Raw genomic sequence first — 24141 nt, 5'->3', positions numbered from 1 at the left:
CAGGACCTTTTCGATGCGCCGCGGATCGAGCACGTCGCCGCCGACCATCAGGTAGCGCAGCGCGCCGAAGGCCGGCGCCAGGGCCTCGGCGTACTGATGGAACAGCCCGGCGGTGAGCCAGAGCACGCTGACTTCGTGGCGCAGCAGGTGCTCGTTGAAGCGGGCCGCGTCCAGCAGTGTTTCCCTCGGGCAGACCACCAGGCAGCCACCGTTGAGCAGCGCGCCCCAGATCTCCAGGGTACTGGCGTCGAAGGCCGGGTTGGCGGCGAGGGCGAAGCGGTCCTGGGCGGTGAACCCGGCGAAGCCGTTGTTGCGCACCAGTCGGGTGATGGCGCGGTGCGGCACCTGCACGCCCTTGGGCGTTCCGGTGGAACCGGAGGTGTACATGATGTAGGCGACATCGCCGGCCCGGCGGGCCGGGTGGGATTCAGCCAATCCATGGTCCGGCGCTGCAACGTCAATGAAGCGGACGTTTTCCAGTGCGGGCCGATCGTCGCCCGCCACCAGCAACCAGGCGCTGCCGCAGTCCGCCAGTACCCTTGCCTGATGGGCCGTCGGGGCCTCCCGGTCGATGGGTACGTAGCATGCGCCGCGCTTGAGGATCGCCAGGATCGACACGATCAATGCCGCGCCCCGGGCCAGGCACAGCGCCACCGCATCACCGGTGCCAATCCCACAGGCCGCCAAATGCCCAGCCAGGCGCTCGGCCCGTTGGTCGAGCTGGCGATAGCTCAGGGTCTGCGCGCCGTCCACCAATGCACACGCATCGGGGCGCTGTTGCACCTGCCCGGCGAAGAGCGCCGGCAGCGGTTCATCGGCCGGGTAGTCACGGCTGGTGGCATTGAAATCGTCAAGGATCTGCTGCCGTTCGGCTGTGTCCAGCAGCACCCAGTCGCCCAGGGCCCGGGTTGGCTCGGCGAGGACCTGATCGGTCAAGCACTCCAGGCGCCGCAGGTGCGTGACCATCTGCTCGGCACTGAACAGTCGCGGGTCGTAGTTGAATTCCAGGAAGGGTTCGACTTGGGCTTCGTAATGCCGCAGATAGATCGCCAGCGGATAGCGCTCATAACCATTGTGCCAGGTGCGCAGAGCGCAGCGGGCCGAGGCAAGGTTGACGTCGCCGGGGTACTGTTCGACCGACAGCATCAGCTCGAACAACTGGCCGGGGTGGCCGGCGCGGGCCCGCAACTCACGATGCAGACTTTGCAGGGGGTAGCGTTGGTGGCGGTAGCTGCGCAGGGTCTGGCTGGCTACCTTTTGCACGGTCTCGACGAAGCTGGCGGCGGGATCGACCTCGACCGTCAGCGGCAGCACCGAGGAGAACATGCCCACCGTCCGTTTCTGCAGGGGATTGCTGCGGTTGTGCACCGGAACGCCGATGACCAGCCGCTCACGCTGGTCGGTCACCCGGCTGAAGTAGCCGGCCAGCAATGCGCTCAGACAATGGCTCAATGTCGCGCCCTGGGTTCTTGCCCACTGGGTCATGAGGGCCAGGCGCTGGTGGCCCAGGATCCAGATCGCCTGGGCACTGGGCTGCGGCTCGCTGGCGCTGGCCGGATCGCGGGACGGCGAAGCGCTCTGGAACAACGGTTCCGGCAGTGCCGGGAACTGCTCCAGCCAGAAATCCCGCGCCTTGGCGTGGCGCGCCGAATCGAGGTAATCGCGGTCGCTGGCGACAAAGCTGCGATAGCCCTGAGCCAACACCGGGTCCAGTTGGAGTGGCTCGCCGACGAGCAGTTGGTTGTAGGCGGCGCTGACAGCCTGGCCGACCAGGCCCACCGAAGTGCCGTCGCTGATCAGGTGGTGGTAGCGGCTGTTCCACAATGCATGGGTGTCGGACAGTTGAAACCATTCCATGCCCCACAGAGGTTGCCCGCGGAGCGAGAACGGCGTGCGATTCAATTGCTCGATGGCGGCCATAGCCCGGCCTTCGGACTCATCGCGCCAATCGTGGAAGGTGAACGGCACCTGCAAGTGCTCGGCGACCTGCTGCTGCACCTGCCCATTGCCGTCGCTGATTATCAGCCGCAACGCATCGAATTGGGCCACCACGGCTCGCAGCGCCGCGGCGAACAGCGCGTGGTCCACCGTGCCGTGGATTTCCACGGTTACGCCGATGTTGTAGGAGGGCGTGTCGGGCGATAGCAGTTGGTCGAGCCAGACGGATTGTTGCGTGGAACTCAACGAAAAGCATCGCGGTTCGATCATGACACCTCCTTGTGCAGGGGTCGTGCCCCTGGGTCGACGCGGCAAGGCTTGTGGCCTGCGCGATACGGACCGGTCCTGTTTAGAAAACAACGGCAGACAAGCCTCGACGCCGATCCCCTGGCCGGATATGGCCGCGCTGGAAACGGTTTTCCGGCGTCTTTCGATGGGGTGGGGCGGGCTCGATGCGCATTTAAAATAACAGCGCTTTTGCGAATGGGAAGCTCTTTTTTAATCGTTGTACGATGTCATATCGCAATCATTTTCCCACCCCGCCGCGGACTAGAGCCGCCGCGCAGGCTTGAGCCCGGGCGTTGTCCGATCGCTAACCAAGGACGAGGGACATTGAGAGGCGAGCGTAGGAGCGGTCACTAGGATGCAACGGCGAACGGTGGAGCCCTGACACCTAGAATGGGCTGAATCGCCCGATTGGCACCGAAGGAACACCCCCTTTTAATGCTGACCGAACCTTGGTTGCCGAAACCGAACTATCCCTGCGAAGCCCTTCGCCAAGGGATTCCACCAGATAATCAGTTGCCCTGCCTCAATTGCCTGTTGAACGGTCTCTGCACGGTCATCTGTTTCAGCAGGCTTGACGGCAATCAAAGTTTTTAGAGATTGCTCAATATTTTTAATTGATGCCCATGTAATGAAGCGCTCCAGTGTTTCCTAGCCCTGACCCAAATATTCCACAATTCCCCTTTACCTCATAATAATCTATTACACTACTGTTATTATTAACCCAGAATGCGACGGTGCAGCGCTCCTGAATATTTTTTGTTTGAATCTGCTGGACATTGACTAGTTGTCCGGATGAAGTGTCCATGTTGGAGCCTACAACTGTTTGCTGGTCGTAATTGGTTCCATAGCGGTCGAATACATATATTTTTTGTCCATATAATTCATGGCTTGAGCTTACTGAATGCTCTGTCAAGGTCAAAGAGGGTTTGCCAAATTTTTTATAGGCTTCCTGAATGTTTTTTCCCATAAGTTCACTTGCGGCGGAACGCTCGGGTGCGATTGTAGAACACCCTGTTGATGAGAGTGCAAGCACAGAGAGGAGTGTGAGTAATGGTGTTTTATAAGAAAACATACAGTCTTTCCTTGGCTGGGTTGGAAGTTTTTAAAGGTGTGAAGCTGAACTGCGTCGCTTTGTTTTAGAATGAGTGCTTGTTAGTCAGGAAGCTAAAAGTGGGCGCTACAGTCTTGCTGGGGCATTGCATTATTTTTCAATGCCCCAATGAGTGGCAAGTACAGAAACACTATTGAATCAGCGAGCACGCTCCTCAGGTCCATTTGATGATGGAGAGTCATCTATATCAATAGTGCAAGTGACCTAGTCGTTCGCCGCAAAGGGACAGAGGAACGCCAGAATTAGCTTGGGTATGAATGGCACTTTCCTTACGGCGATTCATGACCGAGCCGGTTATCACGCCAAAGGGCCTCTCATCGGACACCCTCTGGGCAGAAGTGACCGCCGGTGTCACCACCTAGCAAAATTAATGAACAATCTCAGCGCTCAGATATCGATTCTGTAACCGAACATTTCCGTCCAGGCATCCGGCCTCAAGCTTCGCAGGGGCGCTGTAACGGCGGTGAGTTGGCTAATGAGGCGAGTTTCCATGAGCGTCAATAACCAGTGCAGTGTCGAATACAATGGTCTTACCCTTCGTGGACAGGCTGATCAGCCGCTGATCGATTTCTTGGCAGAGCAGGGCATCGACCTGCCTCACGTCTGCTATCACCGAGCCCTCGGGCCGATTCAGACTTGCGATGTTTGTTGGATCGAACACGACGGCGAAATGGTCCGCGGGTGCACCCTGCGTTCTGCCGACGGCATGAAGCTGGTGAGTGACACGCCCTCCGTAAAGGCGGCGCAGGAAGAAGGCATGGACCGGATCCTTGCCAAGCATGAGCTCTATTGCACGGTCTGCGAGCACAACACGGGTGATTGCACGCTCCATAATACCGTCGCCGACATGAACCCCGTGATCCAGCGCTACAAATACCAACGCAAGCCCTACAACAAGGATCATTCGAACCCTTTTTATACGTATGACCCCGATCAATGCATCCTCTGTGGCCGTTGCGTGGAGGCGTGCCAGAACATCGAAGTCAATGAAACGCTGAGCATCGATTTCACCATGGACCATCCACGTGTGTTGTGGGATGGCGGCACCGAGATAGAGGATTCCAGCTGCGTGAGCTGCGGTCATTGCGTCACGGTTTGTCCCTGCAATGCGTTGCTGGAGAAAACCATGCAGCCGGATGCCGGACCACTGACGTCGATACCCGAGAACATCAAGCGGCCGCTTATCGACGCGGTAAAGACCCTCGAGAATACGATTGGTGCACCCCCCATTACCGCTATTTCGGTCATGGACATGCATTGGCGGCAGCCCGAAATCAAGCGCACCAAAACCGTATGCACCTATTGCGGTGTGGGCTGTTCATTCGAAATGTGGACCCGTGACCGCAAACTGCTCAAGGTGCAGCCGGTGGTGGACGCACCGGCGAATGGCATATCGACCTGTATCAAAGGCAAGTTCGCCTGGGATTTCGTGAACAGCGAAAAGCGCCTGACGACGCCGCTGATCCGCGAGAACGGTCAGTTCCGTGAGGCAAGCTGGGATGAGGCGCTGACGAGGGTCGCGGGCCGCCTCTTGGCGATAAAACGTGAGCATGGTTCCGATGCCATTGGATTTATCGGTTCCAGCAAGGCCAGCAACGAAGAAGCTTATCTGACACAGAAAATCGCTCGCCTGATCATCGGTACCAACAGCGTCGACAACTCTTCGCGTTACTGCCAGAACCCCGCGACACAGGGGCTTTTCCGCACGGTCGGGTACGGTGGTGACGCCGGTACGATCAACGACCTCGAACAGGCGGACCTGATCGTCCTGGTTGGCAGCAACCTGGCGGAGAACCACCCGGTTATCGCTTCGAAAATCAAGGCCGCGCGCAAGCATCGGGGACAAAAGCTGCTGGTGGTCGATCCGCGCAAGCATGAAATGGCGGAGCGCGCCGACTTGTTCCTGCAGATCAGATCGAGCACGGACATTGTCTGGGCCAGCGCAATGTCACGTTACCTGTTTGACCATGGCATGGTGGACACGGCGTTTCTGCAAGCACGGGTGAGCCAGGTGGACGAGTACCGCCGCTCGCTGGAGCCTTTTACCCTGCCGTTCGCTTCGCAAGTCACCGGGTTGGCGGAGGCAGACCTGGTCAGCGCTGCGAACATGATCGGCAAGGCAAAACGTGTGTGTCTGTTATGGGCAATGGGCATTACTCAGCACAGCCATGGGGCCGATACCAGCACCGCTCTGTCCAATTTGCTGTTGGTCACCGGCAATTACGGACGCCCTGGCACCGGTGGTTACCCCATGCGCGGACACAACAACGTTCAGGGGGCCAGTGACTTCGGTTGCTTGAAGAATGTTTATCCAGGCTATGAAAGTGTTACTGACGAAGGCGTCCGGGCTAAATGGGCAAAGGCCTGGGGAGTTGTTCCCGAACGACTGTCCAACAAGGTCGGCGAAGACAATTTCCTGATGGTCCAGCACGCCGCCGAGCAGAAGATCAAGGCCATGTATGTCATTGGTGAGGAGACGGCCTTTTCCGACGCCGATACTGAAAATGTGCACGAGGCCTTCAAGAAGCTCGACTTCATGGTCGTGCAGGATATTTTCTTCAGTCGCACCGCGCAGTTTGCCGATGTCGTGCTGCCAGGCTGCCCAAGCGTTGAAAAGGACGGCACTTTCGTCAACACCGAGCGGCGGATCCAGCGCTTTTATGAGGTGTTTGCGCCGCTGGGAAACAGCCTGCCGGACTGGCGCATTCTGACCGAACTGGCCAAGAGGATGGGACATGATTGGGGGTATGAACATCCCTCGCAGATCTTTGCGGAGGTGGCTGGTATCTCCACATTGTTCGCCGGCGCGAGTTATGAGCGCCTGGAAGGTTGGAAATCACTCCTCTGGCCGGTGAAGCCGGATGGCACCGATACACCGTTGCTCTATACCGAGCGATTCCACACCGACGATGGCAAAGCCGTGCTGTACCCGCTCGAGTGGAAAGCCCCAGCGGAAGCACCCGACAGCGAATTCGACCTGATGCTGGACAACGGACGCATGCTGGAGCACTTCCAGGGCAACAATCAGACGGGACGTGGCGCCCGTCTCGATTCGTTGTCACCAAACTGGTTTGTCGAAATCAGTCCCGAGCTTGCCGCGGAACGAGGCCTCGTGGAAGGCACCCAGGTGCGGATCACGTCACGCCGAGGCTCGGTCGTGGTACCGGTGGTCATCACCGACCGGATGCGCGGAAAAGTCCTGTTCCTGCCAATTCACCAAGGCAAGCCCGGTATCAATGAGCTCACCGGGGAACACCATGATCCAGACGTCAACACGCCGGCTTATAAGGAAACCGCTGTGAAGATGACAATACTGAAGGAGCCTGTTCAGCCGTCGGCATTGCCTCGCGGCAATTTCCGAAACGGCCGCAGGACGCCGAATGAGGGCGTGGCTGTGGCGGTGAAGTGGGCCAGAGCTGATTACGCGCCGATCGATGCACCGGCGCCCCATCCGGAGAGGTTCTGATGGCCGAGCCTATTGATTACAACGTAAAACCGAGCAAGACCGAGCCTGATGCAAAAGACGAACTGGATCGTCTGATCCAGAACCTTCATGAGCACGGTGTGCTGCGCATGGCCAATGACCTGGTCTGTGCCAACACCGCGATCACCAAGGTGCTGGTGGACGGTTTGAACAAGGAAGGTACGCTCAACTTCATTCAGAACCTGTCGATCCTCGCGATGGCGCTTTCGCGCGTCCCGCCCGATGAGTTCTACCGGTTGGTCTTCGCGCTGAAGGATGCCGGCGCCGCGGTCAGTCAATGGACCTCGCCGGACAACGACGACATCGCGCCAGGCGTGCGAGGCGCCTACCGTTTGTTGCATGACGAATCGCTTTGGCGCGCGATCATGCCGCTGGTGGAAGGCTTGAAAGCGATGGGTGAGGGCATGAACAGGCCGGTCGACAAACCGATCAGCCAGTTCGCCGGCAAGCCCAGCGGCGCTTGAGCGGAGCTTGCACATGGAATCGGTGGATTCGGCGCTGATGCTGGCGCGGTACCAGTTCGCGTTCACCATCAGCTTTCATATCGTGCTTGCCGCATTTTCCATCGGCTTGGCCAATTACCTGATGGTACTGGAGGCACTCTGGTTGTGGCGCAAGCGTCAAGTCTATATGGATGTCTACCGATTCTGGCTGAAGATATTTGCCCTGACTGTCGCCGTGGGCACGGCATCCGGGCTGGTCATGGAATTCGAGTTCGGGACCAACTGGAGCGCGCTGGCCAGCAGGGCAGGAGGCATCCTCGGGCCTCTGATGTTCTATGAAGTCATGGTCGCGTTTTTTCTGGAGGCAGGCTTTATCGGGGTCATGCTGTTCGGCATGAACAAGGTCGGGCCGTGGTTACATTTTCTTTCTACGTGTGCCGTGGCCGTTGGCTCGCTGTTCAGTGCATTCTGGATATTGTCAGCGAACTCCTGGATGCACACCCCCGCAGGCTTCAGCATTGCCAGCGACGGTCGCTTCGTGGCCGAGGATTGGCTGCAGATCATATTCAATCCCTCGTTCCCCTACCGCATGGTGCACATGAGCCTCGCCGCATTTCTCGGCACAGCCACCCTGGTGGGCGGCGCGGGTGCTTGGCATCTCCTGCGCGATCATACCCATGCGCCTGCGCGGGTGATGTTTTCAATGGCATTGTGGATGGCGGCGGTGGTCGGACCTATCCAGCTCGTCGCGGGGGATCTGCACGGTGAAAACACCCGGGACCACCAACCGCAGAAGCTGGCCGCGATGGAAGGTTCCTGGCAGCGCCCGGAAGCGGGGCAGGGGGAGCCACTCAGGCTGTTTGCGATACCTGACCAAGCCAACCATAGAAATGATTTCGAACTGGCGATTCCCCATCTCGGCTCGCTTTATTTACGACACGATTGGACCGGCACCATACAGGGCCTCGATGAATTCGTGCCCGAAGACATCCCGCCAGTGGCCGCGGTCTTTTTCGCGTTTCGTATCATGGTGGGCATAGGCTTGCTCATCGTGGCACTCGGTGTCGCCAGTCTTTTTCTGCGCTGGCGCGGTGGGTTGTTCGAGTGTCGATGGTTGATGCGCTGTGCGGTTCTCATGGCTCCGGCCGGGTTTGTGGCCATGATCTGCGGGTGGATTGTCACCGAAGTCGGACGCCAGCCATTTACGGTCTATGGATTGATGCGCACTGTCCACAGCAGTTCGCAGCAACCGCTTCCATTCGTCGTGGGCAGCACGCTCGCTATCGTGGTCGTGTACCTGCTGGTTTTCGGCCTGGGGCTTTTCTATTTGCTGCGAGCGATCAGCCGACTGCCGGCGAAATCAACGGACATCACGGATAAACGGCAGCGCAACGCGGGGGAATCGTGATGTCCATATCTGAAGCGCTGTTACCCAATCTGGCGGCCGCTGCGATTGCATTTACCATCATTACCTATGTGATTCTGGATGGCACCGATCTGGGGGTCGGGATTCTCTTTGCAACCCGCCATGATCCTGATGAAAAGCAAATCATGGTCAACTCCATCCTGCCGATCTGGGATGGCAACGAAACCTGGCTGGTGCTTGGCGGCGGCGGTCTGCTCGCGCTGTTCCCCATGGTTTACGGCGTCTTGTTTTCCGCGCTCTATATCCCGGTCATTGCGATGCTGCTGGCGTTGATTACGAGAGCGGTAGCGTTGGAGTTCCGGGCTGACGCGTCCGCACGAATGAAGCGCTGGCTTGACATCAATCTCGTGACTGGCTCGTTAATCGCAACGCTTTGCCAAGGTGTCATCATGGGCTCCGTGATACAGGGCATCGATCAACAGGATGGCAAGTTTGCCGGAGACGGTTGGGAGTGGCTGAGCGCATTTCCGCTGGCGTGTGGCGCGGTGCTCGTGGTGGGCTACGCGTTGCTGGGCAGTTGCTGGCTGTACTGGCGTACTGAGGGAGCTCTACAAACGGCGGCCAGAAGACAGGCGCGGATGCTCGGGTGGCTGACGCTGACAGGCATTGCAACCATTTTGGCGTGGACCAGCTTGTTGGCACCGTTCTATCGAGAACATCTTCTTCTATCGAACCTGAGCCTGACGCTTTTGCTGATTCAGTGCGCTCTGCTGGTCGGGTTTCACCGGGCGTTTTCCAGCCGCTTCCACTTTCTTCCGCTGTTCGCGGTGCTGGGATGGTTCGGCACGGCGTTCATTGCTGCGATCATTGCGCTCTATCCATTGATTTTGCCTCCCTCGCTGACAATCAGCCAAGCATCTGCTCCAGCCTCAAGCCAGGGCTTCATGCTCATCGGTTTCGCTGTTCTGGTGCCCGTGACACTGGCTTACAACACATGGGGATTTTGGGTCTTTCGCGGTAAGGTCAAAGCTGAACCTGCGCATGAGTAGCCAGGTCTTCCTGCCGCTCAATAGCAAAAATAAAATATCTCATTCTGTTGGAAACTATGCCCGGTGAACGGGACAACACATTCAGCCACACCCGACGCGACTTTGGAGCCTGACTCAAGAGCGGCATGCATCCGTTTCTGCGAAAGCCAGCCAATCGCGGCCGTGCTTCGCAGCATCAAGCAGGGTGGATCTGAATGGGCGTACCGATATGTCACGCTGTGCTTCGCCGGTTCCGCCAATGGCTGGGGGTCGCTGTACCCGTTTCAGGGTTCGCAGGCGCCGTACTTTGACTTTATGTATGGTGCTAATGAGGATCCGCAGCAAGTGCTGGCGGCGCTGCTTGAAAGCCAAAAGCAACCTCTTTGGCGCGCCCGAGCGCGGCTGAAAACAGTCATTTCAATCAAGAATGGGACGAAGGAAACTGCGCTCGTAGCTCAGGATGAATTTTTGCTCGGTAGCCTGCGTCACTAATTGAACGCACTCAGGATCTACTCCGGCCTCCCTACGGTACTGCTCATAATCTGCCAGGCTGGAGAAGCTGAATAGACAGTAAGCGATGTTGTTGGGGCCTTCAGCTGGTAGAAAGTAGCCGTGGTGGCTCCCTCCCATACGGTTCACCACACGAATCCAATGGCGAGAATAGCTTTCGAAAGCCGGGATCTGGTAGGGATCGATTACATACCTGACGTGGCAAGTGATCACTGGATCATTCCTTTTAAAATGGGGGGAATCATGGAGTAGTGATTATTTCCCGTGAATAACGTCCAGGTGTAATCCCCGTATAGCGTGTAAATGCCACGCTGAAGGCGCTCACGGAGCTATAACCGACCCGTTGCGCGATTTCAGCAACGCTGTCGTCCTGAGTGCGTAGCAGATTTTTGGCCAGCGCCATTCGCCACGTCAGCAAATACTTCATTGGCGCCATGCCCATTGCTTGTTTGAAGCGTTCGAAGAAGATGGAGCGCGAGAGGGCGGCTTCTCTGGCTAGCTGCACCACTGTCCATGGCTGGTTCGGAAACTCGTGAATTCGACGTATCGCCGTAGCTAGACGTTCGTCGCCGAGTCCGCGCAGCAGGCCGGCCGGTGCGGCTTCGGTCGCGGTTGAACGCAGGGCTTCGATGAACAGCACTTCAAGCAGGTGTGCCAGGATGACATCTCGTGCTGGGCGCTGCCCGCGCGCTTCCTCGGTAACCAGTTCCACCAGCACTGCCAGCCGGCGTTCGCCGCGAACGTGTATCAGCTGGGGCAGCAGCGCTACCAGTAACGCAGCGTCCGGCGAGCCGAAGGTGCAGTGACCTACCAGTAATTGAACATCAGCCGCGACGTCGGGTGTGCCGAGACGAATGTCACGCGGCCGTATCTCGACGGGCACGGTATCGGTGTCTTCGGCTGCCATCGGCTGAAGACTCATCATCGTGAAATCATAGGCGGCCGGGACCAGCACGAAGTCGCCGGTCTTCAAGCTTATCGTCGGATTCCCGGCTACTGAAAACCGACATCCACCTTCAAGAATCGCGCAGTAAAAGGGCTGACCGTACACCGAGCGGCGAATACGCCAGGCTCCGGCGCCACTGACGACTTTGGAAAATGAGGCACCCGGTTGCAGCAGGGTGACTACCTCCGCGAGCGGATCGAACATCTCGGACTCCTGCGAAAGATTAGCGGACTGGCGATGATATTAAGTCCGGGTACGACAGCCTATCGTTGTAATCCTGTCAATCATTCAACGGAAACGCCCATGAAAACTGTGCTGATTACTGGCTGTTCCTCTGGCTTTGGTCTGGCCACCACCCGATATTTTCTCGAGCACAACTGGAAGGTTATCGCGACGATGCGGAGCCCAAACGAAAGGCTCTTTGAAGCATCCGAGCATCTGCGCGTGCTTGCCCTGGACGTCACCGATCCGAGCAGTATCCAACAGGTAATAGAGGCCGTGGGCCCCATCGACGTGCTGGTCAATAATGCCGGTATCGGGTTACTCGGCGCCCTCGAAGGCATCTCAATGGAAGCGATTCGTAGCCTTTTTGAGACCAACACCTTTGGCACCATGGCGATGATTCAGGCGGTGCTACCGCAGTTTCGGCAGCGTAGATCCGGGGTTGTCATTAACGTCACTTCAAGCGTAACGATAAAGTCGTTGCCGCTGCTCAGCATCTATACAGCCAGCAAGGCTGCGGTGAATGCGTTCACCGAGTCTCTCGCGCTCGAGCTTGAACCGTTTAATGTCCGGGTGAACCTGGTGCTTCCGGGGCGCGCTCCCTCGACCGATTTCGGTAAGAATGCACAACCACGGATGCAAGGCAGCATCCCGGAGGCGTACTCCGATCTGGCGCAGCAGGTGTTTGCAGAGTGGTCGCTATCAACCGTCGTCACTGAGGCCCAGGACGTCGTTGAAGCGATATGGCGTGCAGCGAATGACCCAGCCTCGCCAATGCGCATTGTTGCTGGTGCTGACGCCGTTGCTCTGGAAAGTGAGCAAAGGACATCTGCATAAATGCGTGATTGATGAAACTCGTGATTGAACTTGTATCAGTTGCCCATCGACTCTAGGAGCGCTTGCCCGGAGGCGCCCGAGTACCAATATGGAAGTGCGTCATCGTTTTGTGGGCGCCTAACGAGTCCAGCCTCTTCAAGTGTTCAGACTTGCGTCGATGCTGCTGCATTTGGCCACAGGCTTTTGAATGAGGCCTGGGAGATGTCGCCGATGATCCGGGTGCCTGCTTCATCGGCGACAGGTTTCATTGCCCGCTCTTAATCCGGCTCCAGACCCGTGTGCGCAGCCGGTCGTTCTCTAAGGGCATTGCCTCCAGTACAAAGAGTTTTTTCATCACGCTGTCAGGCGGGTACACCATCGGGTCGTTGAGGATGGCCTTGTCGACGAGCCCCTCGGCGGCGGTGTTGCCGTTGGCATAGTGCACATGATTGCTGATGCCAGCCATCACCTTGGGGTCCAGCAGGTAGTTGAGAAATTCGTAACCGGCGCTTTCATTCGGCGCATCGGCGGGCATGGCGACCATGTCGAACCACATCGGTGAGCCTTCCTTGGGGATGGCGTAGGCGATCTGCTGGCCGTTCCCGGCTTCATTAGCTCGCGCTGCGGCCTGCATCACGTCGCCGGAAAATCCCACGACCAGACAGACGTCACCCGTTGCAAGGTCGCTGGTGTACTTGGAATTGTGGAAGTAACTCACATAGGGGCGCACAGCGAGTAGTAGAGCCTGGGCCTTCTCGTAGTCGGCCTTGTCCTTGCTGTGATGCGGCAGGCCAAGGTAGTTCAAGGCGATGGGGAGGATCTCGGGACCATTGTCGAGCATAGCCACGCCGCATCGGGCGAGTTTCTTCATGTTTTCCGGCTTGAACACGATGTCCCAGGAGTCTATCGGTACATCGCCCAGGACTGCCTTGACCTTGGCCACGTTGTAGCCGATGCCGGTGCTGCCCCACAGGTAGGGAAAACCGTAGCGGTTACCAGGGTCATTGGCCTCCAGAACCTTCATCAGCGTCGGGTTGAGGTTGTGCCAGTTCGGGAGTTTGCCGCGGTCCAGCGGTTTGAGTGCGCCGGCCGTGATCTGTCGGGCCATGAAGTGGTTGGACGGAAACACCACGTCATACCCTGAATGGCCGGCCATCAGTTTGGCGTCGAGCACCTCGTTGCTGTCGTACAGGTCATATTGAGTCTGGTGCCCGGTCTGGGCGGTAAAGTTTTGCAGGGTATCTGGAGCGATGTAGCTGCTCCAGTTGTAGATCCTGACGGTGTCTGCTGCCTGAGCGGTAGACGCGATCAACAGTAACGGAAAGATCGACTTCAACATGCGAGACCTCAACCTTTGTTCTAGGCGTTATGGATGAAGGCAGTTCAGAAAATCAGTACGTAGCTCTTGCGAACGGTTTCTTGTACATCCCAGATTCCCGTCGTGTTCGCAGGGAACATCAACGCGTCGCCGGCCTGGATATGTAGGGCCTCACCACCGTCCGGGGTGAAGGTGCAACGCCCCTGGATGAAATGGCAGAACTCCTGTTGCACGATCTGGCGCCGCCAGCGGCCGGGGGTGCATTCCCACACGCCGGCCTCGACGCCGTCGTCGCGTTCGACGCATGCCGTGGCAACCTGTGAAAGCGGCTCGCCCAGCGGTACACCCACAGCGCCAGGCTCACCGAGAGGCAAACGGGCGGTGTCGCGGAAATGATCGATCTTCATGCAAACGGCTCCTTGGACTTCATTAGACGTTCCATGCAACCGGCCAGCCCTTCAGCCATCCAGCGACGCCAGCGTGGCGCATGGAGATTGGCCAATACCTGATCCTCGTGAACGAAGCTCTGGATAATGGCGTTGTAACCCAGCCAGCGCAGAGGCTCGGGCTCCCATCGTGGCAACGAGGCCAGGGGACGATCATCCAGCACCCAGGGTTGGCGAGTCAGTTCGTTGTCTTGGCCAAGAATCAACGCCGCCACGGTTCGGCCGCCCAGATTGCTGGCGCCTACACCTTCACCTCCGTAGCCACCCGCCAGTGCGATGCGCTGGCGACGGTCGGCGAGCATGTGCGGATGAAAGGACCGGGCAACCCCCAGATTGCCGCCCCAGGCATGGGTCAGGCGTACATTGCGCAGGATCGGAAAGAGTTCACTAAACAGGTGTTGCCGCAATGCTCGTTCGGCCTGAGTGAGGTTGAAGTCACTGCGCAGGCGACCGCCAAAGCGATATCCACCGCGGGCGCCAAACACCAGGCGATCGTCTCGGCTGCGCTGACCGTAGGTGACTTGTCGGCTGTTCTCGCTGAACGCCTGGCCACGGGTCAGGCCGATTTCGGCCCATACATCGGCCGGGAGTGGCTCAGTCGCGATGATCAGGCTTTGCGCGGCCAGTTGATGTTTGTTCAACGGGGGCAGGGTGCTGGCATAACCTTCGACTGCCGGCACCACCCAATCGGCGCTCACCCGACCGTGCTCGGTTCGGACCTGGCCTGGCTTCCAGTCGAGCACCGCGCTTTGCTCGTAAATGCGCACACCCATCCGTTCGACGGATTCGGCCAGCCCCCGTACCAACCGTGCAGGCTGGATGGTCGCGCAGTGAGGTGAGTACAGGGCGCCGTACGCCTGGGCCACATTCAACTGTTCATGCAAGGCCTGGGGGCTCAACCAGTGGTAGTCGTCTTCCCCCAGGCCTTGCGCACGGACAGCATCGAGTTGTTCGCGCAGGCGCCGTTCTTGCTCGGGATAACGTGCCGCGCAGTACAGCACGCCGCCTTTGCGCAGCTCGCAATCGATGCCTTCGAGGTGGCACACTCGCGCCACCTCGTCGGGGATTGCATGCAGCAGTTGGTAACCCGCGTGACGTTGCGCGGCAGGTAAGGGGCCCAGGAGCCGGTCTTCGCCCAGCAGGTTGCCCATCAACCAGCCGCCATTACGGCCGGAGGCGCCGAAGCCGGCAATCTGTGCTTCAACGATGACGATGTTCAGGTGCGGTGCTTGCTGTTTAAGGTAATAGGCCGTCCAGAGGCCACTGTAACCGGCGCCGATAATCACAACGTCTGCTTGCAGATCCTGATACAACGCCGGGCGCGGCGTCAGCGCCTCGCCGAGTTGCTCCATCCACAAACTCACACCACCCCAGCCAGACATCCCATGCTCCATCGGTTGATTGCCGATAGAGATTAATGCGCTGCGACGGGGGCTGTGTTATCTGCGGGCACGCGCGCAATTGGCTTTCAACCACGCCTTGGGTGTGCAGCCGGTATGACTTCGGAAGGCCTTGTAGAACGCCGAGGTGGAATTGAATCCGGCACTCGCCGCAAGGGCATCGATGGGCGCGTTTTCACCGTGATTGGCCAGGTGCTCAAGCAGGTAGGCCAACCGGGCTTGGGTCACGTAGCGATAGAAGCTTTGTCCCAGCACTTGATTCAGCAGGTAAGACAGCTGGTTGCGACTGTACCCGGTGGCGCTGGCAATCCGTGCAAGGTCCAGATCCGGGTCGAGGAAGGGCTGCTGGCGCGTGAAATAGTCGGCCAAGTCTCGCGCCATGAACGTCAGCTGACGCGCCGAGAGCCCCAGTTTACTGATGGCCGGGGCGTGGCGCCCAGTCTGGGGCTCGCTGTCGCGCACCAGTGAGGCATATTCGTTTATGCGAAGGATCAGGCCATCACATACCGTGATGGCTTCGCTGGTGCGAAAAACCACCCGCTCGCCACTGCCTTTCAGCGCTGTCTGGTACTGGATGAATGCGGTACAGCCATCTGCACGGATGCGGTCGTTGTGTTCAAGATACTCGTCGGGATGACGCGGTAGCGTGCTGGTGATGTAAGCGCGCAACTCGGTCAGGCCCATGCTGCGGTTCTGGAAAAAATCGTTGTACTGCACTTGCGGGTGATAAATCGCGAGAATCGCCTCCAAGTCGCGGCGTTTCCACGCCATGTGGTAACGCAGCACCACTTCGAGGGTCAGCGCTGTCTGTTCGGCGGTATCTGGCGGAAGAAGAGGCATTGGCTGACCGGCGTGACACTGAGGGCTAGCGCCAGTCTAGCCCTGCAGTGGCTCACTGGACAAATACAGCCGCCGCATACCTGAGCTCGCCAAGATTTCAATGGGGCGGACGCCAGATGCGAGTCTCGTTTCCCGCTCCAATTATTGTTCCATGGGCTCCACTGAACTCCATGGTGAAAGAAAAAAGGACCTTCGGGTAATGCCAGTCAGTTAAGGATCAAACGATACAAGCCTGTGGGAGCAAAGAGCTGCGCCATATCTGGCGCAGCCAGCACGGTTACAGCGAAGCGAGTGCGGCCTGTTTGGGTTTGACCAGTGCCAGATACACCCCCGCACCATTGCCAGGAGCGATGTAGTTGGCGTCGCACAGGTCGGTCACCAGGGTCGGGGCCATGGTCAGCTCAAGCGGGGGAGCTGTTGCGTATCGGGCAGCGCTGTCGCTCAGGCTTTCGCTGAAGGTGTTCAGAAACTCTTCGCAGGTCGCGAATTTTCCATAGCTGTAGCCACCCTGCTGGTCCCGGTAAAAGCGTGAGTAGACCAGCAGTACGATGCCCCAGCGCTCGATGATTTCGTTGGGCTCAGTCCAGGCAATGGGCTTGATCAGGTCTTTACGAATGCCCTTGATTTTGTTGTAAGCGTCCTTGTTGTTGTGAACGATCTTGAACTCGATAGCTTTCGACGGTGCTTCGCCGTAGCTGTCTTCGACCCAGATATCGACCTTGCGCCGTTCGGCGGCGATCAGCCAACGGGGAACGTTGATGCGGGCGGGCAGGGCGCTGTCCGGCTTGAACGCTTCACAATCATCCAACTGTCCACCGAGACCGAACCGATCACGATGGATGTCCAGCAGAGCTGCCGACTCCAGGCTCAGCCACAGCTCTGGCGCTACGGTGACGACGATTGATTTGAGCATGCGTTTGCGTTCTTCTTGTTGCAGATGGGTCAGCAGAAAATCGGTAAAGGCGGGTACACAGGACATGGGATCTCCGTATCAGGTCCGAGAGGTGGCACAAGGTTGATCAACCGGCCGACATCATAGAACGGGGCAGCGGGAAAAACTGCTGCGCCGACGGACTTTCTCAAGCCACGGAGCTTGCGTTCGCCGCATGCGATGACGCAGGCGCCTCGATCTGGCGAGCATTCTCGTTTGATGGAGTGTTCGGTTTCATTAGACCCCGGCAGCTTGTAGGGAAATTCCTACGCCATCATCCAAAATTCCTAAGCCTAAATAGGACTGCTCTGATTTTATGCTTAATGGCGCATGGCTATTATTCAAGGGCCGGGGTGGCAATCCTGAGATCTATCCAAGACATACCGCGCTTGGATTGCGTTCGGACAATTCAGGGAAGGCGGTTGCGGACAGAAAGGGGATCTGCATCGTGCTGAAACATATCGGTGTAACCGATCTTTGCGTAGGAATGTACGTCCAGGAGCTCTCTGGTTCCTGTGTAGAACGTCCATTTTGGAACAAGAGCTTCCTGATCCAGAATGAAGAGGTGCTGGAAAAAATCCTTGTTTCGGGCATCGCCGGTGCGTGGATCGACCCTTCAAAAGGGGCGGATGTGCCAGCCTCTGCGCCTGATGAAAGCCTTGTGCAGGCGGATCATGGTGAACAGCAACCCCCTTGTGCGTCGAACCGGCCTTGCGCCCAAGCCGCCGGCCCCCATCCCCGGGTGCCCATGAGCGAAGAGTTGTCGAGGGCGCTCAAGCTTTGCTCCAGTTCCAAGGCTGCGGTCATGGAGATGTTCGGCGACTTGCGAATGGGACGGATCGTTCAGCTCGATCGCGTCACGGACATGGTGGGTGAGATATCCGACTCGCTGTTACGTCATCCTGACGCACTGCTCAGTCTGGTGCGCCTCAAGAACGCCGATGAATATACCTACATGCATTCCGTCGCGGTCTGTGGGTTGATGATTGGTTTGGCTCGTCAACTGGATCTACCACCGCAACTGGTGGAGGAAGCCGGGTTGGCTGGCTTGCTGCATGACGTGGGCAAGATGACGATACCCACGGCGATCCTGGCTAAACCATTAGCTTTGAATGACAGCGAATATACGACGATGCGCACCCACCCTGAGGCGGGAGTCAGGATGCTGGCCGACAGCAGCCATTTCACGGCCCGGGTGCTGGACGTTTGTCTGCATCACCATGAGAAGGTGGACGGCAGTGGTTATCCCCATAAGTTATGTGGAACCCAAATCAGCCTGTTCGCGCGCATGGCAGCCGTCTGTGACGTGTATGACGCCGTGACGTCCGACCGGCCTTATCGAGATCGCTGGTGCCCCGCCGAATCCATTCGAAAAATGGCCGGATGGACTGGGCATTTCGATCAGAAAGTGTTTCACGCCTTCGTCAAATGCATTGGCATCTATCCGGTGGGCGCTTTGGTGCGCCTGCAAAGCGGCAGGTTGGCGGTGGTCATGGAACAGCACACCGAATGTTTGCTCACGCCCAGGGTGAAGGTTTTCTTCTCGGCGTCGAGTCGCACGCCGCTGCCGCCCGAAAGCGTTGATCTGGCCTGCGGGCAGGACAGTATTGTCAGCTTCGAGTCGGAGAAAACCTGGGGTTTCAAGAACCTTGAAGCGCTCTGGGCCGGCAAGGTGCAAGGCTGCGAGGCGCGTTTTGGGTAGCGCGGTGCGAGCCTGAGTTTATTACCAGCGCTTGCCGCTGGTTTTTTTTTGCGTTCCAGGGTTCCGTCAGCGGCGCGTAGGAATTCTCCTACGACGCCGCCGCAATCCTTAGCTGTAAATCAGGATGCTCCGATAGTTCCATCGCTATTACTTGGCCATCATCTCTTCAAGCGAACAAAACCGGGCATCCCAAGGGTGGATGTCTGCGCAGGATCCCGCCGGATCCGCACTGAACTGGAGAGATGAAGGTGAAAGGACAGGTAATTTCCTCCCCCCTGATCTTGCTGATGCTGCCCGTGGGGCTGACGGGAGCGCTCGGTTGCGCCGCGATTCTGATCAACGCGGACTTCACCCTGCGCAGTGCGGTCAGTTGCGCTTTTGTCTTGCTGGGCTCGTTGTTCATGGGCATGTGGAACAAGCGTTTGGCGAGTACCCGTTTGCACGCCCGGCAAGCCGATCAGCCAGGTCATCTACCGCTGGCCGTTTCACCCGATGAAGGGCTGGGCGAAGTATGCGCGCAGGTACTGCCGATCTGGAGCCACCAGATCGATGCGGCGCGCATCCTCAGCGAGGAATCGATCCTCAAGCTGAGCAACCGCTTCGCGACGCTGTCGGGGGACATCGGTACTTCTGCTACCCATGGCACAGGCGAAAACGTTGCCGCGCAGATAGCGGGGGTGTTGGTTGCCCTGCAGTTCCAGGATCGGGTCGGCCAGATGCTTTCCCTGGTCAACAACGATCTGCGCAAGCTGCATGCGCATATCGTCGAACGCCAGCAACTGGCCCTCACCGGCGATACGCCTGCCCCGATCGACGCGGATACCTGGCTCGAACAACTGGCAAGCACCTACACGATGCCTGAACAACACGCGATCCATCACGGTAAACCTGTGGTGAGCAGCTCTTCATCCGAGATCACTTTTTTCTAGGGAGTTTCCCCATGAGCAAAACCATCCTGATTGTCGATGACTCTGCTTCCATTCGCCAAGTGGTGAGCATCACCTTGAAGGGCGCCGGATACGAGGTCATCGAAGGTGTCGACGGGCGCGACGCCCTGACCAAGCTCGACGGACGCAAGATCCACCTGATCGTCAGTGACGTGAACATGCCGAACATGGATGGCCTGAGCTTCATCAAGGCCGCCAAACAACTGCCGGCCTACAAGTTCACGCCCGTGATCATGCTGACCACCGAAACCGGTGAGGCCATGAAGCAACAGGGCCAGGCCGTCGGTGCCAAGGCATGGATGGTCAAGCCCTTCCAGCCGGCTCAGATGCTGGGTGCCGTCTCCAAACTGATCATGCCGTAGCGCTGCCCAGAGTCCCTGGGAAGGAGGTTGTCATGACAAACACCACGGCTTGTCTGCGTCGGATCCTGGTTCTCGAAGGGCCGCTGACCATTTACACCGCTGCTGAACGCAAAGACCTGTTGCTGGAGCTGTTTCCCTTGGCCCAGGAGGTCGAAATGGACCTGGGGGGCGTGGACGAAATGGATACCGCCGGGCTCCAGTTGCTGGTGCTGATCAAGCAGGAATCACTGCGTCACGGCTCCAGTCTGCTGCTGAGCAATCACAGCACAGCGGTGCTCGATGCACTGGATATGAGCGGGCTGCACAGCTTTTTCGACGAGTCGACGACCCGTCGGCAGAGAGGTTGAAACCATGAGTTCGCCCATGAATCTGGACGATGTGCTACAGACGTTCATCGCCGAAAGCCAGGAGCTTCTGCTCCTGATGGAAGACGCGCTGTTGCAGATCGAACAGGCGCCGGACGATATGGACACCATCAACGCGCTGTTTCGCGTCGCCCATACCATCAAAGGTTCCGCCGGCCTGTTCGGCTTCACGCCGATCGTTGCCTTTACCCACGTGGCGGAAAGCGTACTGGATCGGGTCCGTGGACATGAACTGCGGGTGGACGAGTCGCTGAGTGCCTTGTTCCTGGAAGTGCGGGACCACCTGTGCACGCTGATTGAATTGCTTGCCAGCCACGGTGACTTGCAAGGCATGACCGCAGCGCATGAGCGGCAGGGCGCGGCGTTGGTCGAGCGTCTCAACCGTTACCTGGAAAACCGTCACGAACCTGAGCCGTCCCAGGCACCGATCGAGCCGCCGCAATCGGCTTGTGCCGCGCGTTGGCATCTGTCCCTTCGCCTGTGTCCGGACGTCCTGCGTAACGGTATGGATCCGCTGTCGTTGCTGCGCTACCTCAACAGTTTCGGCCAAATCGGCGCCGTCGTGTGCATCACCGATGGTATGCCGGGTATCGCAACGATGGATCCGGAAGCGTGTTACCTGGGGTTTGAACTGGGGTTTGTCAGCGATGCCGGCCAGGCCACCATTGAAGGGGCGTTCGACTTCGTTCGCGAGGGTAGCCAGATCTGCGTGTTGCCGTGCAACGGCGACCTGACAGGTTTCCGGGCGCTGATCGGCCGACTCGATGCTGAGCCCGATGCCATGGTGGAGGCATTCATCGCCTGTGGTTCCGTGACCCGTGAGGATTGGCTGGCCGGTTCGTCTCCTGACGAGTCGACGACCGTTGCGGTTGCCCCCGTGGTGCCAGACCAGGCGATGCGCGATGACGTGACCAAGAGCCGGATGGCAAAAGAGGCCCGTCCGGCCGAAGGTAATCTGATTCGGGTCGACGCCGGCAAACTGGATCAACTGATCAACCTGGTGGGCGAGCTGATCATCGCCGGCGCTGGCGCCAACCTGGGGGCCATCCAAAGTGGCATCGGCGAGCTGATTGAAGCGACAAGTTCGCTCTCGCGTCTTGTCGAAGAAGTGCGCGACTGTGCCCTGACCCTGCGAATGGTGCAGATTGGCGGCACATTCAACCGCTTCCAGCGGGTGGTGCGCGATGTCTCCAAGGAGCTGGGCAAGGACATCGTCTTGCAGGTCCTTGGCGCCGAGACCGAGCTGGACAAGACGGTGGTCGAGCGCATCGGCGATCCCCTGACCCACCTGGTGCGCAACGCCATGGACCACGGCATCGAACCTTCCCAACTGCGCCGTGACCGTGGCAAGCCGGAGCAGGGCACGGTTTGCCTCAATGCCTATCACGAGGCTAACAGCATCGTCATTGAAGTCAGTGACGACGGTGGTGGCTTGAACAAGCAACGCATCCTGGCCAAGGCGATGGAGCGCGGCCTGGTTGCCGAAGGGCAACAGTTGGCCGACGGCGACATTCTCAACCTGATTTTCGAACCCGGCTTTTCCACGGCCGATCAGGTCAGCAACCTGTCCGGGCGCGGCGTGGGGATGGATGTCGTCAAACGGAACATCCTGGCCCTGCGCGGTTCGGTCAATCTGGAAAGCGAGGAGGGCGTGGGCACCACGGTGCGTATCCGCCTGCCGCTAACCCTGGCCATCATCGATGGTTTTCTGATCGGGGTCGGCAATGCCTCTTATGTCGTGCCTCTGGACCTGGTCGAGGAGTGCATCGAGTTGTCGACCGATGACGGCGGTAATCAGGAGTTTCTCGATCTGCGGGGCTCGGTTCTTCCGGTCCTGCGCCTGCGCGAGATGTTCGCCATCGATGAGCCTAACCACGGCCGTGAAAACATCGTGGTGGTGCATTACGCGGGGATGCGGGTGGGCCTGGTCGTCGATCAATTGCTGGGTGAGTTCCAGACGGTGATCAAGCCGCTGGGCAAGATTTTCGGTACAGCTCATGGACTGGGCGGCTTCACCATCCTGGGGAACGGAGCAGTCGCGTTGATCCTGGATATTCCCAAACTACTCGGGCAAGTCGTCAGCCAACAGAAGCACGGTACGACCCTCAGCCCTGAATTGACTCAATAGTTTTCCCTGGAGTACAGCATCATGACCGTCAAAAAAAATATCTCGCTGCTGGTCGCCTCTGCTCTGTTGGGCATCCTGGTCCTGGTCAGTCTCAGTCTTTATCTGATGGGTGGGGTCAGGAGCACCGCCAGCTATGCGCAAGTCAATACCGTGCCCAGCCTGCAGTTGCTGGATCAAGTGGCCTTGGCGCTGGCCGATAACCACAGCCGCCAATGGCAGAGCCTGTCCGGACCTGCCGGTAATTCCCAGCAAAGTGACAAGGAGTCGGTCCTCCAGGCACTCGATCGCTACCAGAAAGAGTTCGTCTCCGACGATCGTGATGCAACGCTGCTCAGCGCCTTGCGCAGTACAGTCAACGAATACAACCGGGGCGTGGAACGTTTCGACAATGCCCTCAGGAGTGCAGCTCCTGAAGCCCGTAGTCTGCTGCTCGAGCTGGAGGTGACGCGTGAAAAGGTCACTTCCGCCTTGAATGATATCCGCCAGTACAACCTGGACCTGGGAAGTAAAAAGGCGGCGATCGCGGCGTCGACCGAACAGACGGCGATCTACAGCATTGCCTTGATCGGCGGCGCCACCTTGCTGGTCATCGGCTTGATCGGTTTCTTCCTGGTACGCCGGCTGCTGCATACCTTGGGCGGCGAGCCCGACGATCTGCGCCTGCTGGCCGAGCGGTTCGTGGCTGGTCAACTGGATATGCAAAGTAGCCGCAATGGCCTTGAGCGCACCGGACTGATGGGATCCATGGATCGCCTGAGCGCAACCTTGAATCAACTGATCAACGAAATGAATCACATGTCCGCGGAGCACGACAAAGGCGACATCGACGTGCAAATCAATGCGGCAGGCTTCGCTGGCAGCTATGGGCTGATGGCACAAGGCATCAACAACATGGTCGTCGGGCATATCAACGTCAAGAAGCAAGCCATGGCCTGTATCAAATCGATCAGTGAGGGCGATCTGCAGGCGCCCCTCCAGGCGTTCCCCGGCAAGAAGGCTTTCATAAACGTCACCATCGAGCATCTTCGCAGCACCATCGTGGCGTTGATCGAAGAGATGCGTCACATGTCGGACGAGCATGAGAAAGGTGACATCGATGTGCATATCGACGTACAGCGATTCCAAGGTTCGTACCGTCAGATCGCCCAAGGCATCAACGACATGGTCGATGGCCACATCAGCGTGAAGAAACAGGCCATGGCTTGCATACGCTCCTTCGGTGAAGGCGACCTGTCGGCGCCCCTGGCGCAGTTCCCCGGCAAAAAAGCCTTTATCAACGACAACATCGAACAACTGCGCCGCAACATCCAGGCACTGATCGAAGACACCCAGATGCTCAGCGAGAATGCCGTGATCGGCCGGCTCGATACCCGTGCGGACAGTACTCGTCATCAAGGGGATTTCCGCCGCATCGTGGCGGGGATCAATAGCACGCTGGACTCGATTGTCGCGCCGCTCAGCGAGGCGATGGACGTCATGGTGGCCCTGTCCGGTGGTGACCTGACCCGCAGCGTCAAAGGTGATTACCAGGGCAGCCTGCAAGACCTGAA

Annotated in this window: 21 protein-coding genes and 1 pseudogene; 13 read left to right on the top strand and 9 right to left on the bottom strand. The window is 58.5% G+C overall.

The features are described from left to right. Positions 1 to 2208: condensation domain-containing protein (locus BLU85_RS13975; RefSeq protein ID WP_139208000.1), on the bottom strand; the 2208-nt coding region annotated here is incomplete at its 3' end. Between BLU85_RS13975 and BLU85_RS30535 the strand changes: the two genes are divergently transcribed. Beyond that, positions 2174 to 2407 carry a hypothetical protein gene (locus BLU85_RS30535; RefSeq protein WP_139208001.1) on the top strand — a complete coding sequence of 78 codons (234 nt, stop codon included), beginning with the start codon at positions 2174 to 2176 and terminating at the stop codon, positions 2405 to 2407. The genes BLU85_RS13975 and BLU85_RS30535 overlap by 35 nt on opposite strands. 429 nt (positions 2408 to 2836) lie before the next feature. Here the strand turns inward: BLU85_RS30535 and BLU85_RS30530 are convergent, their stop codons facing one another. Then, positions 2837 to 3298 (bottom strand): hypothetical protein, encoded by a 462-nt coding sequence (locus BLU85_RS30530; protein WP_139208003.1) that lies wholly within the window; start codon positions 3296 to 3298, stop codon positions 2837 to 2839. Positions 3299 to 3827: 529 nt separating this feature from the next. On the opposite strand from BLU85_RS30530, the gene fdhF reads away from it, so the two are divergent. The 5 genes from fdhF to BLU85_RS31155 all read left to right on the top strand — a co-directional run bounded on the left by fdhF (position 3828) and on the right by BLU85_RS31155 (position 10150). Continuing rightward, entirely contained in the window at positions 3828 to 6803 is a 2976-nt protein-coding gene (gene fdhF, locus BLU85_RS13970; protein ID WP_092202859.1) for a formate dehydrogenase subunit alpha, read from the top strand. Continuing rightward, positions 6803 to 7285, top strand: a complete 483-nt coding sequence (locus tag BLU85_RS13965; protein WP_092202861.1) for a helical membrane plugin domain-containing protein — start codon at positions 6803 to 6805, stop codon at positions 7283 to 7285. The genes fdhF and BLU85_RS13965 overlap by 1 nt, the downstream gene beginning before the upstream one ends. Before the next feature lie 13 nt (positions 7286 to 7298). Then, the gene (locus BLU85_RS13960) at positions 7299 to 8672 is read left to right on the top strand and encodes a cytochrome ubiquinol oxidase subunit I (protein ID WP_092202863.1); all 1374 of its coding nucleotides are present in this window, start codon (positions 7299 to 7301) and stop codon (positions 8670 to 8672) included. Continuing rightward, the gene (cydB, locus tag BLU85_RS13955) at positions 8672 to 9679 is read left to right on the top strand and encodes a cytochrome d ubiquinol oxidase subunit II (RefSeq protein ID WP_092202865.1); all 1008 of its coding nucleotides are present in this window, start codon (positions 8672 to 8674) and stop codon (positions 9677 to 9679) included. Before BLU85_RS13960 ends, cydB begins: the two co-directional genes overlap by 1 nt. Positions 9680 to 9841: 162 nt before the next feature. After that, positions 9842 to 10150: a hypothetical protein gene (locus BLU85_RS31155; protein WP_170847607.1), complete on the top strand. Its 309-nt coding sequence runs from the start codon at positions 9842 to 9844 to the stop codon at positions 10148 to 10150. Here BLU85_RS31155 and BLU85_RS13950 read toward each other — a convergent pair. After that, positions 10076 to 10381, bottom strand: a complete 306-nt coding sequence (locus tag BLU85_RS13950) for an NIPSNAP family protein (RefSeq protein WP_092202867.1) — start codon at positions 10379 to 10381, stop codon at positions 10076 to 10078. The two genes, BLU85_RS31155 and BLU85_RS13950, sit on opposite strands and share 75 nt — an antisense overlap. A gap of 28 nt (positions 10382 to 10409) precedes the next feature. Then, positions 10410 to 11318 (bottom strand): AraC family transcriptional regulator, encoded by a 909-nt coding sequence (locus BLU85_RS13945; protein ID WP_092202869.1) that lies wholly within the window; start codon positions 11316 to 11318, stop codon positions 10410 to 10412. A gap of 99 nt (positions 11319 to 11417) precedes the next feature. Between BLU85_RS13945 and BLU85_RS13940 the strand changes: the two genes are divergently transcribed. Beyond that, positions 11418 to 12173, top strand: coding sequence for an SDR family oxidoreductase (locus BLU85_RS13940; protein ID WP_092202871.1), 756 nt, complete (start codon positions 11418 to 11420; stop codon positions 12171 to 12173). Between the two features lie 244 nt (positions 12174 to 12417). Here BLU85_RS13940 and BLU85_RS13935 read toward each other — a convergent pair whose 3' ends face one another. The 5 genes from BLU85_RS13935 to BLU85_RS13915 all read right to left on the bottom strand — a co-directional run bounded on the left by BLU85_RS13935 (position 12418) and on the right by BLU85_RS13915 (position 17135). Continuing rightward, on the bottom strand, positions 12418 to 13491 hold the full coding sequence (locus BLU85_RS13935) for a polyamine ABC transporter substrate-binding protein (RefSeq protein WP_092202873.1): 1074 nt from the start codon (positions 13489 to 13491) through the stop codon (positions 12418 to 12420). Positions 13492 to 13535: 44 nt separating this feature from the next. Further along, complete coding sequence (locus tag BLU85_RS13930; RefSeq protein WP_092168971.1) at positions 13536 to 13877, bottom strand: cupin domain-containing protein; 342 nt, start codon at positions 13875 to 13877, stop codon at positions 13536 to 13538. Further along, on the bottom strand, positions 13874 to 15298 hold the full coding sequence (locus tag BLU85_RS13925) for an NAD(P)/FAD-dependent oxidoreductase (RefSeq protein ID WP_092202875.1): 1425 nt from the start codon (positions 15296 to 15298) through the stop codon (positions 13874 to 13876). Before BLU85_RS13925 ends, BLU85_RS13930 begins: the two co-directional genes overlap by 4 nt. A 57-nt stretch (positions 15299 to 15355) precedes the next feature. Then, the gene (locus BLU85_RS13920) at positions 15356 to 16156 is read right to left on the bottom strand and encodes a helix-turn-helix domain-containing protein (RefSeq protein WP_092202877.1); all 801 of its coding nucleotides are present in this window, start codon (positions 16154 to 16156) and stop codon (positions 15356 to 15358) included. Positions 16157 to 16433: 277 nt separating this feature from the next. Next, a complete protein-coding gene (locus BLU85_RS13915; protein WP_092202879.1) occupies positions 16434 to 17135 on the bottom strand; it encodes a hypothetical protein in 702 nt (233 codons plus the stop codon). Between the two features lie 400 nt (positions 17136 to 17535). Between BLU85_RS13915 and BLU85_RS13910 the strand changes: the two genes are divergently transcribed. From BLU85_RS13910 to BLU85_RS31730, 6 genes and pseudogenes are all read left to right on the top strand, one after another. Continuing rightward, positions 17536 to 18789: a cyclic di-GMP phosphodiesterase gene (locus BLU85_RS13910; RefSeq protein ID WP_092203048.1), complete on the top strand. Its 1254-nt coding sequence runs from the start codon at positions 17536 to 17538 to the stop codon at positions 18787 to 18789. A 248-nt stretch (positions 18790 to 19037) separates the two neighbouring features. Beyond that, positions 19038 to 19718 (top strand): hypothetical protein, encoded by a 681-nt coding sequence (locus BLU85_RS13905; RefSeq protein WP_256326578.1) that lies wholly within the window; start codon positions 19038 to 19040, stop codon positions 19716 to 19718. 11 nt (positions 19719 to 19729) lie between these two features. Beyond that, a complete protein-coding gene (locus BLU85_RS13900) occupies positions 19730 to 20098 on the top strand; it encodes a response regulator (protein WP_013692986.1) in 369 nt (122 codons plus the stop codon). Between the two features lie 32 nt (positions 20099 to 20130). After that, positions 20131 to 20445, top strand: coding sequence for an STAS domain-containing protein (locus BLU85_RS13895; RefSeq protein WP_092202881.1), 315 nt, complete (start codon positions 20131 to 20133; stop codon positions 20443 to 20445). A 16-nt stretch (positions 20446 to 20461) separates the two neighbouring features. Then, positions 20462 to 22591: a chemotaxis protein CheA gene (locus BLU85_RS13890; protein WP_092202883.1), complete on the top strand. Its 2130-nt coding sequence runs from the start codon at positions 20462 to 20464 to the stop codon at positions 22589 to 22591. Between the two features lie 21 nt (positions 22592 to 22612). Beyond that, positions 22613 to 24106, top strand: a pseudogene (locus BLU85_RS31730) (methyl-accepting chemotaxis protein); the annotation flags it as partial. Positions 24107 to 24141: the final 35 nt, after the last annotated feature.

It is taken from the genome of Pseudomonas sp. NFACC14, from assembly GCF_900106885.1.
GTDB classification, from domain to species: Bacteria; Pseudomonadota; Gammaproteobacteria; order Pseudomonadales; family Pseudomonadaceae; genus Aquipseudomonas; species Aquipseudomonas fluorescens_AA.
The sequence above is the reverse complement of the archived record's forward strand: the minus strand, read 5'-3'. Positions and strand labels throughout refer to the sequence as shown.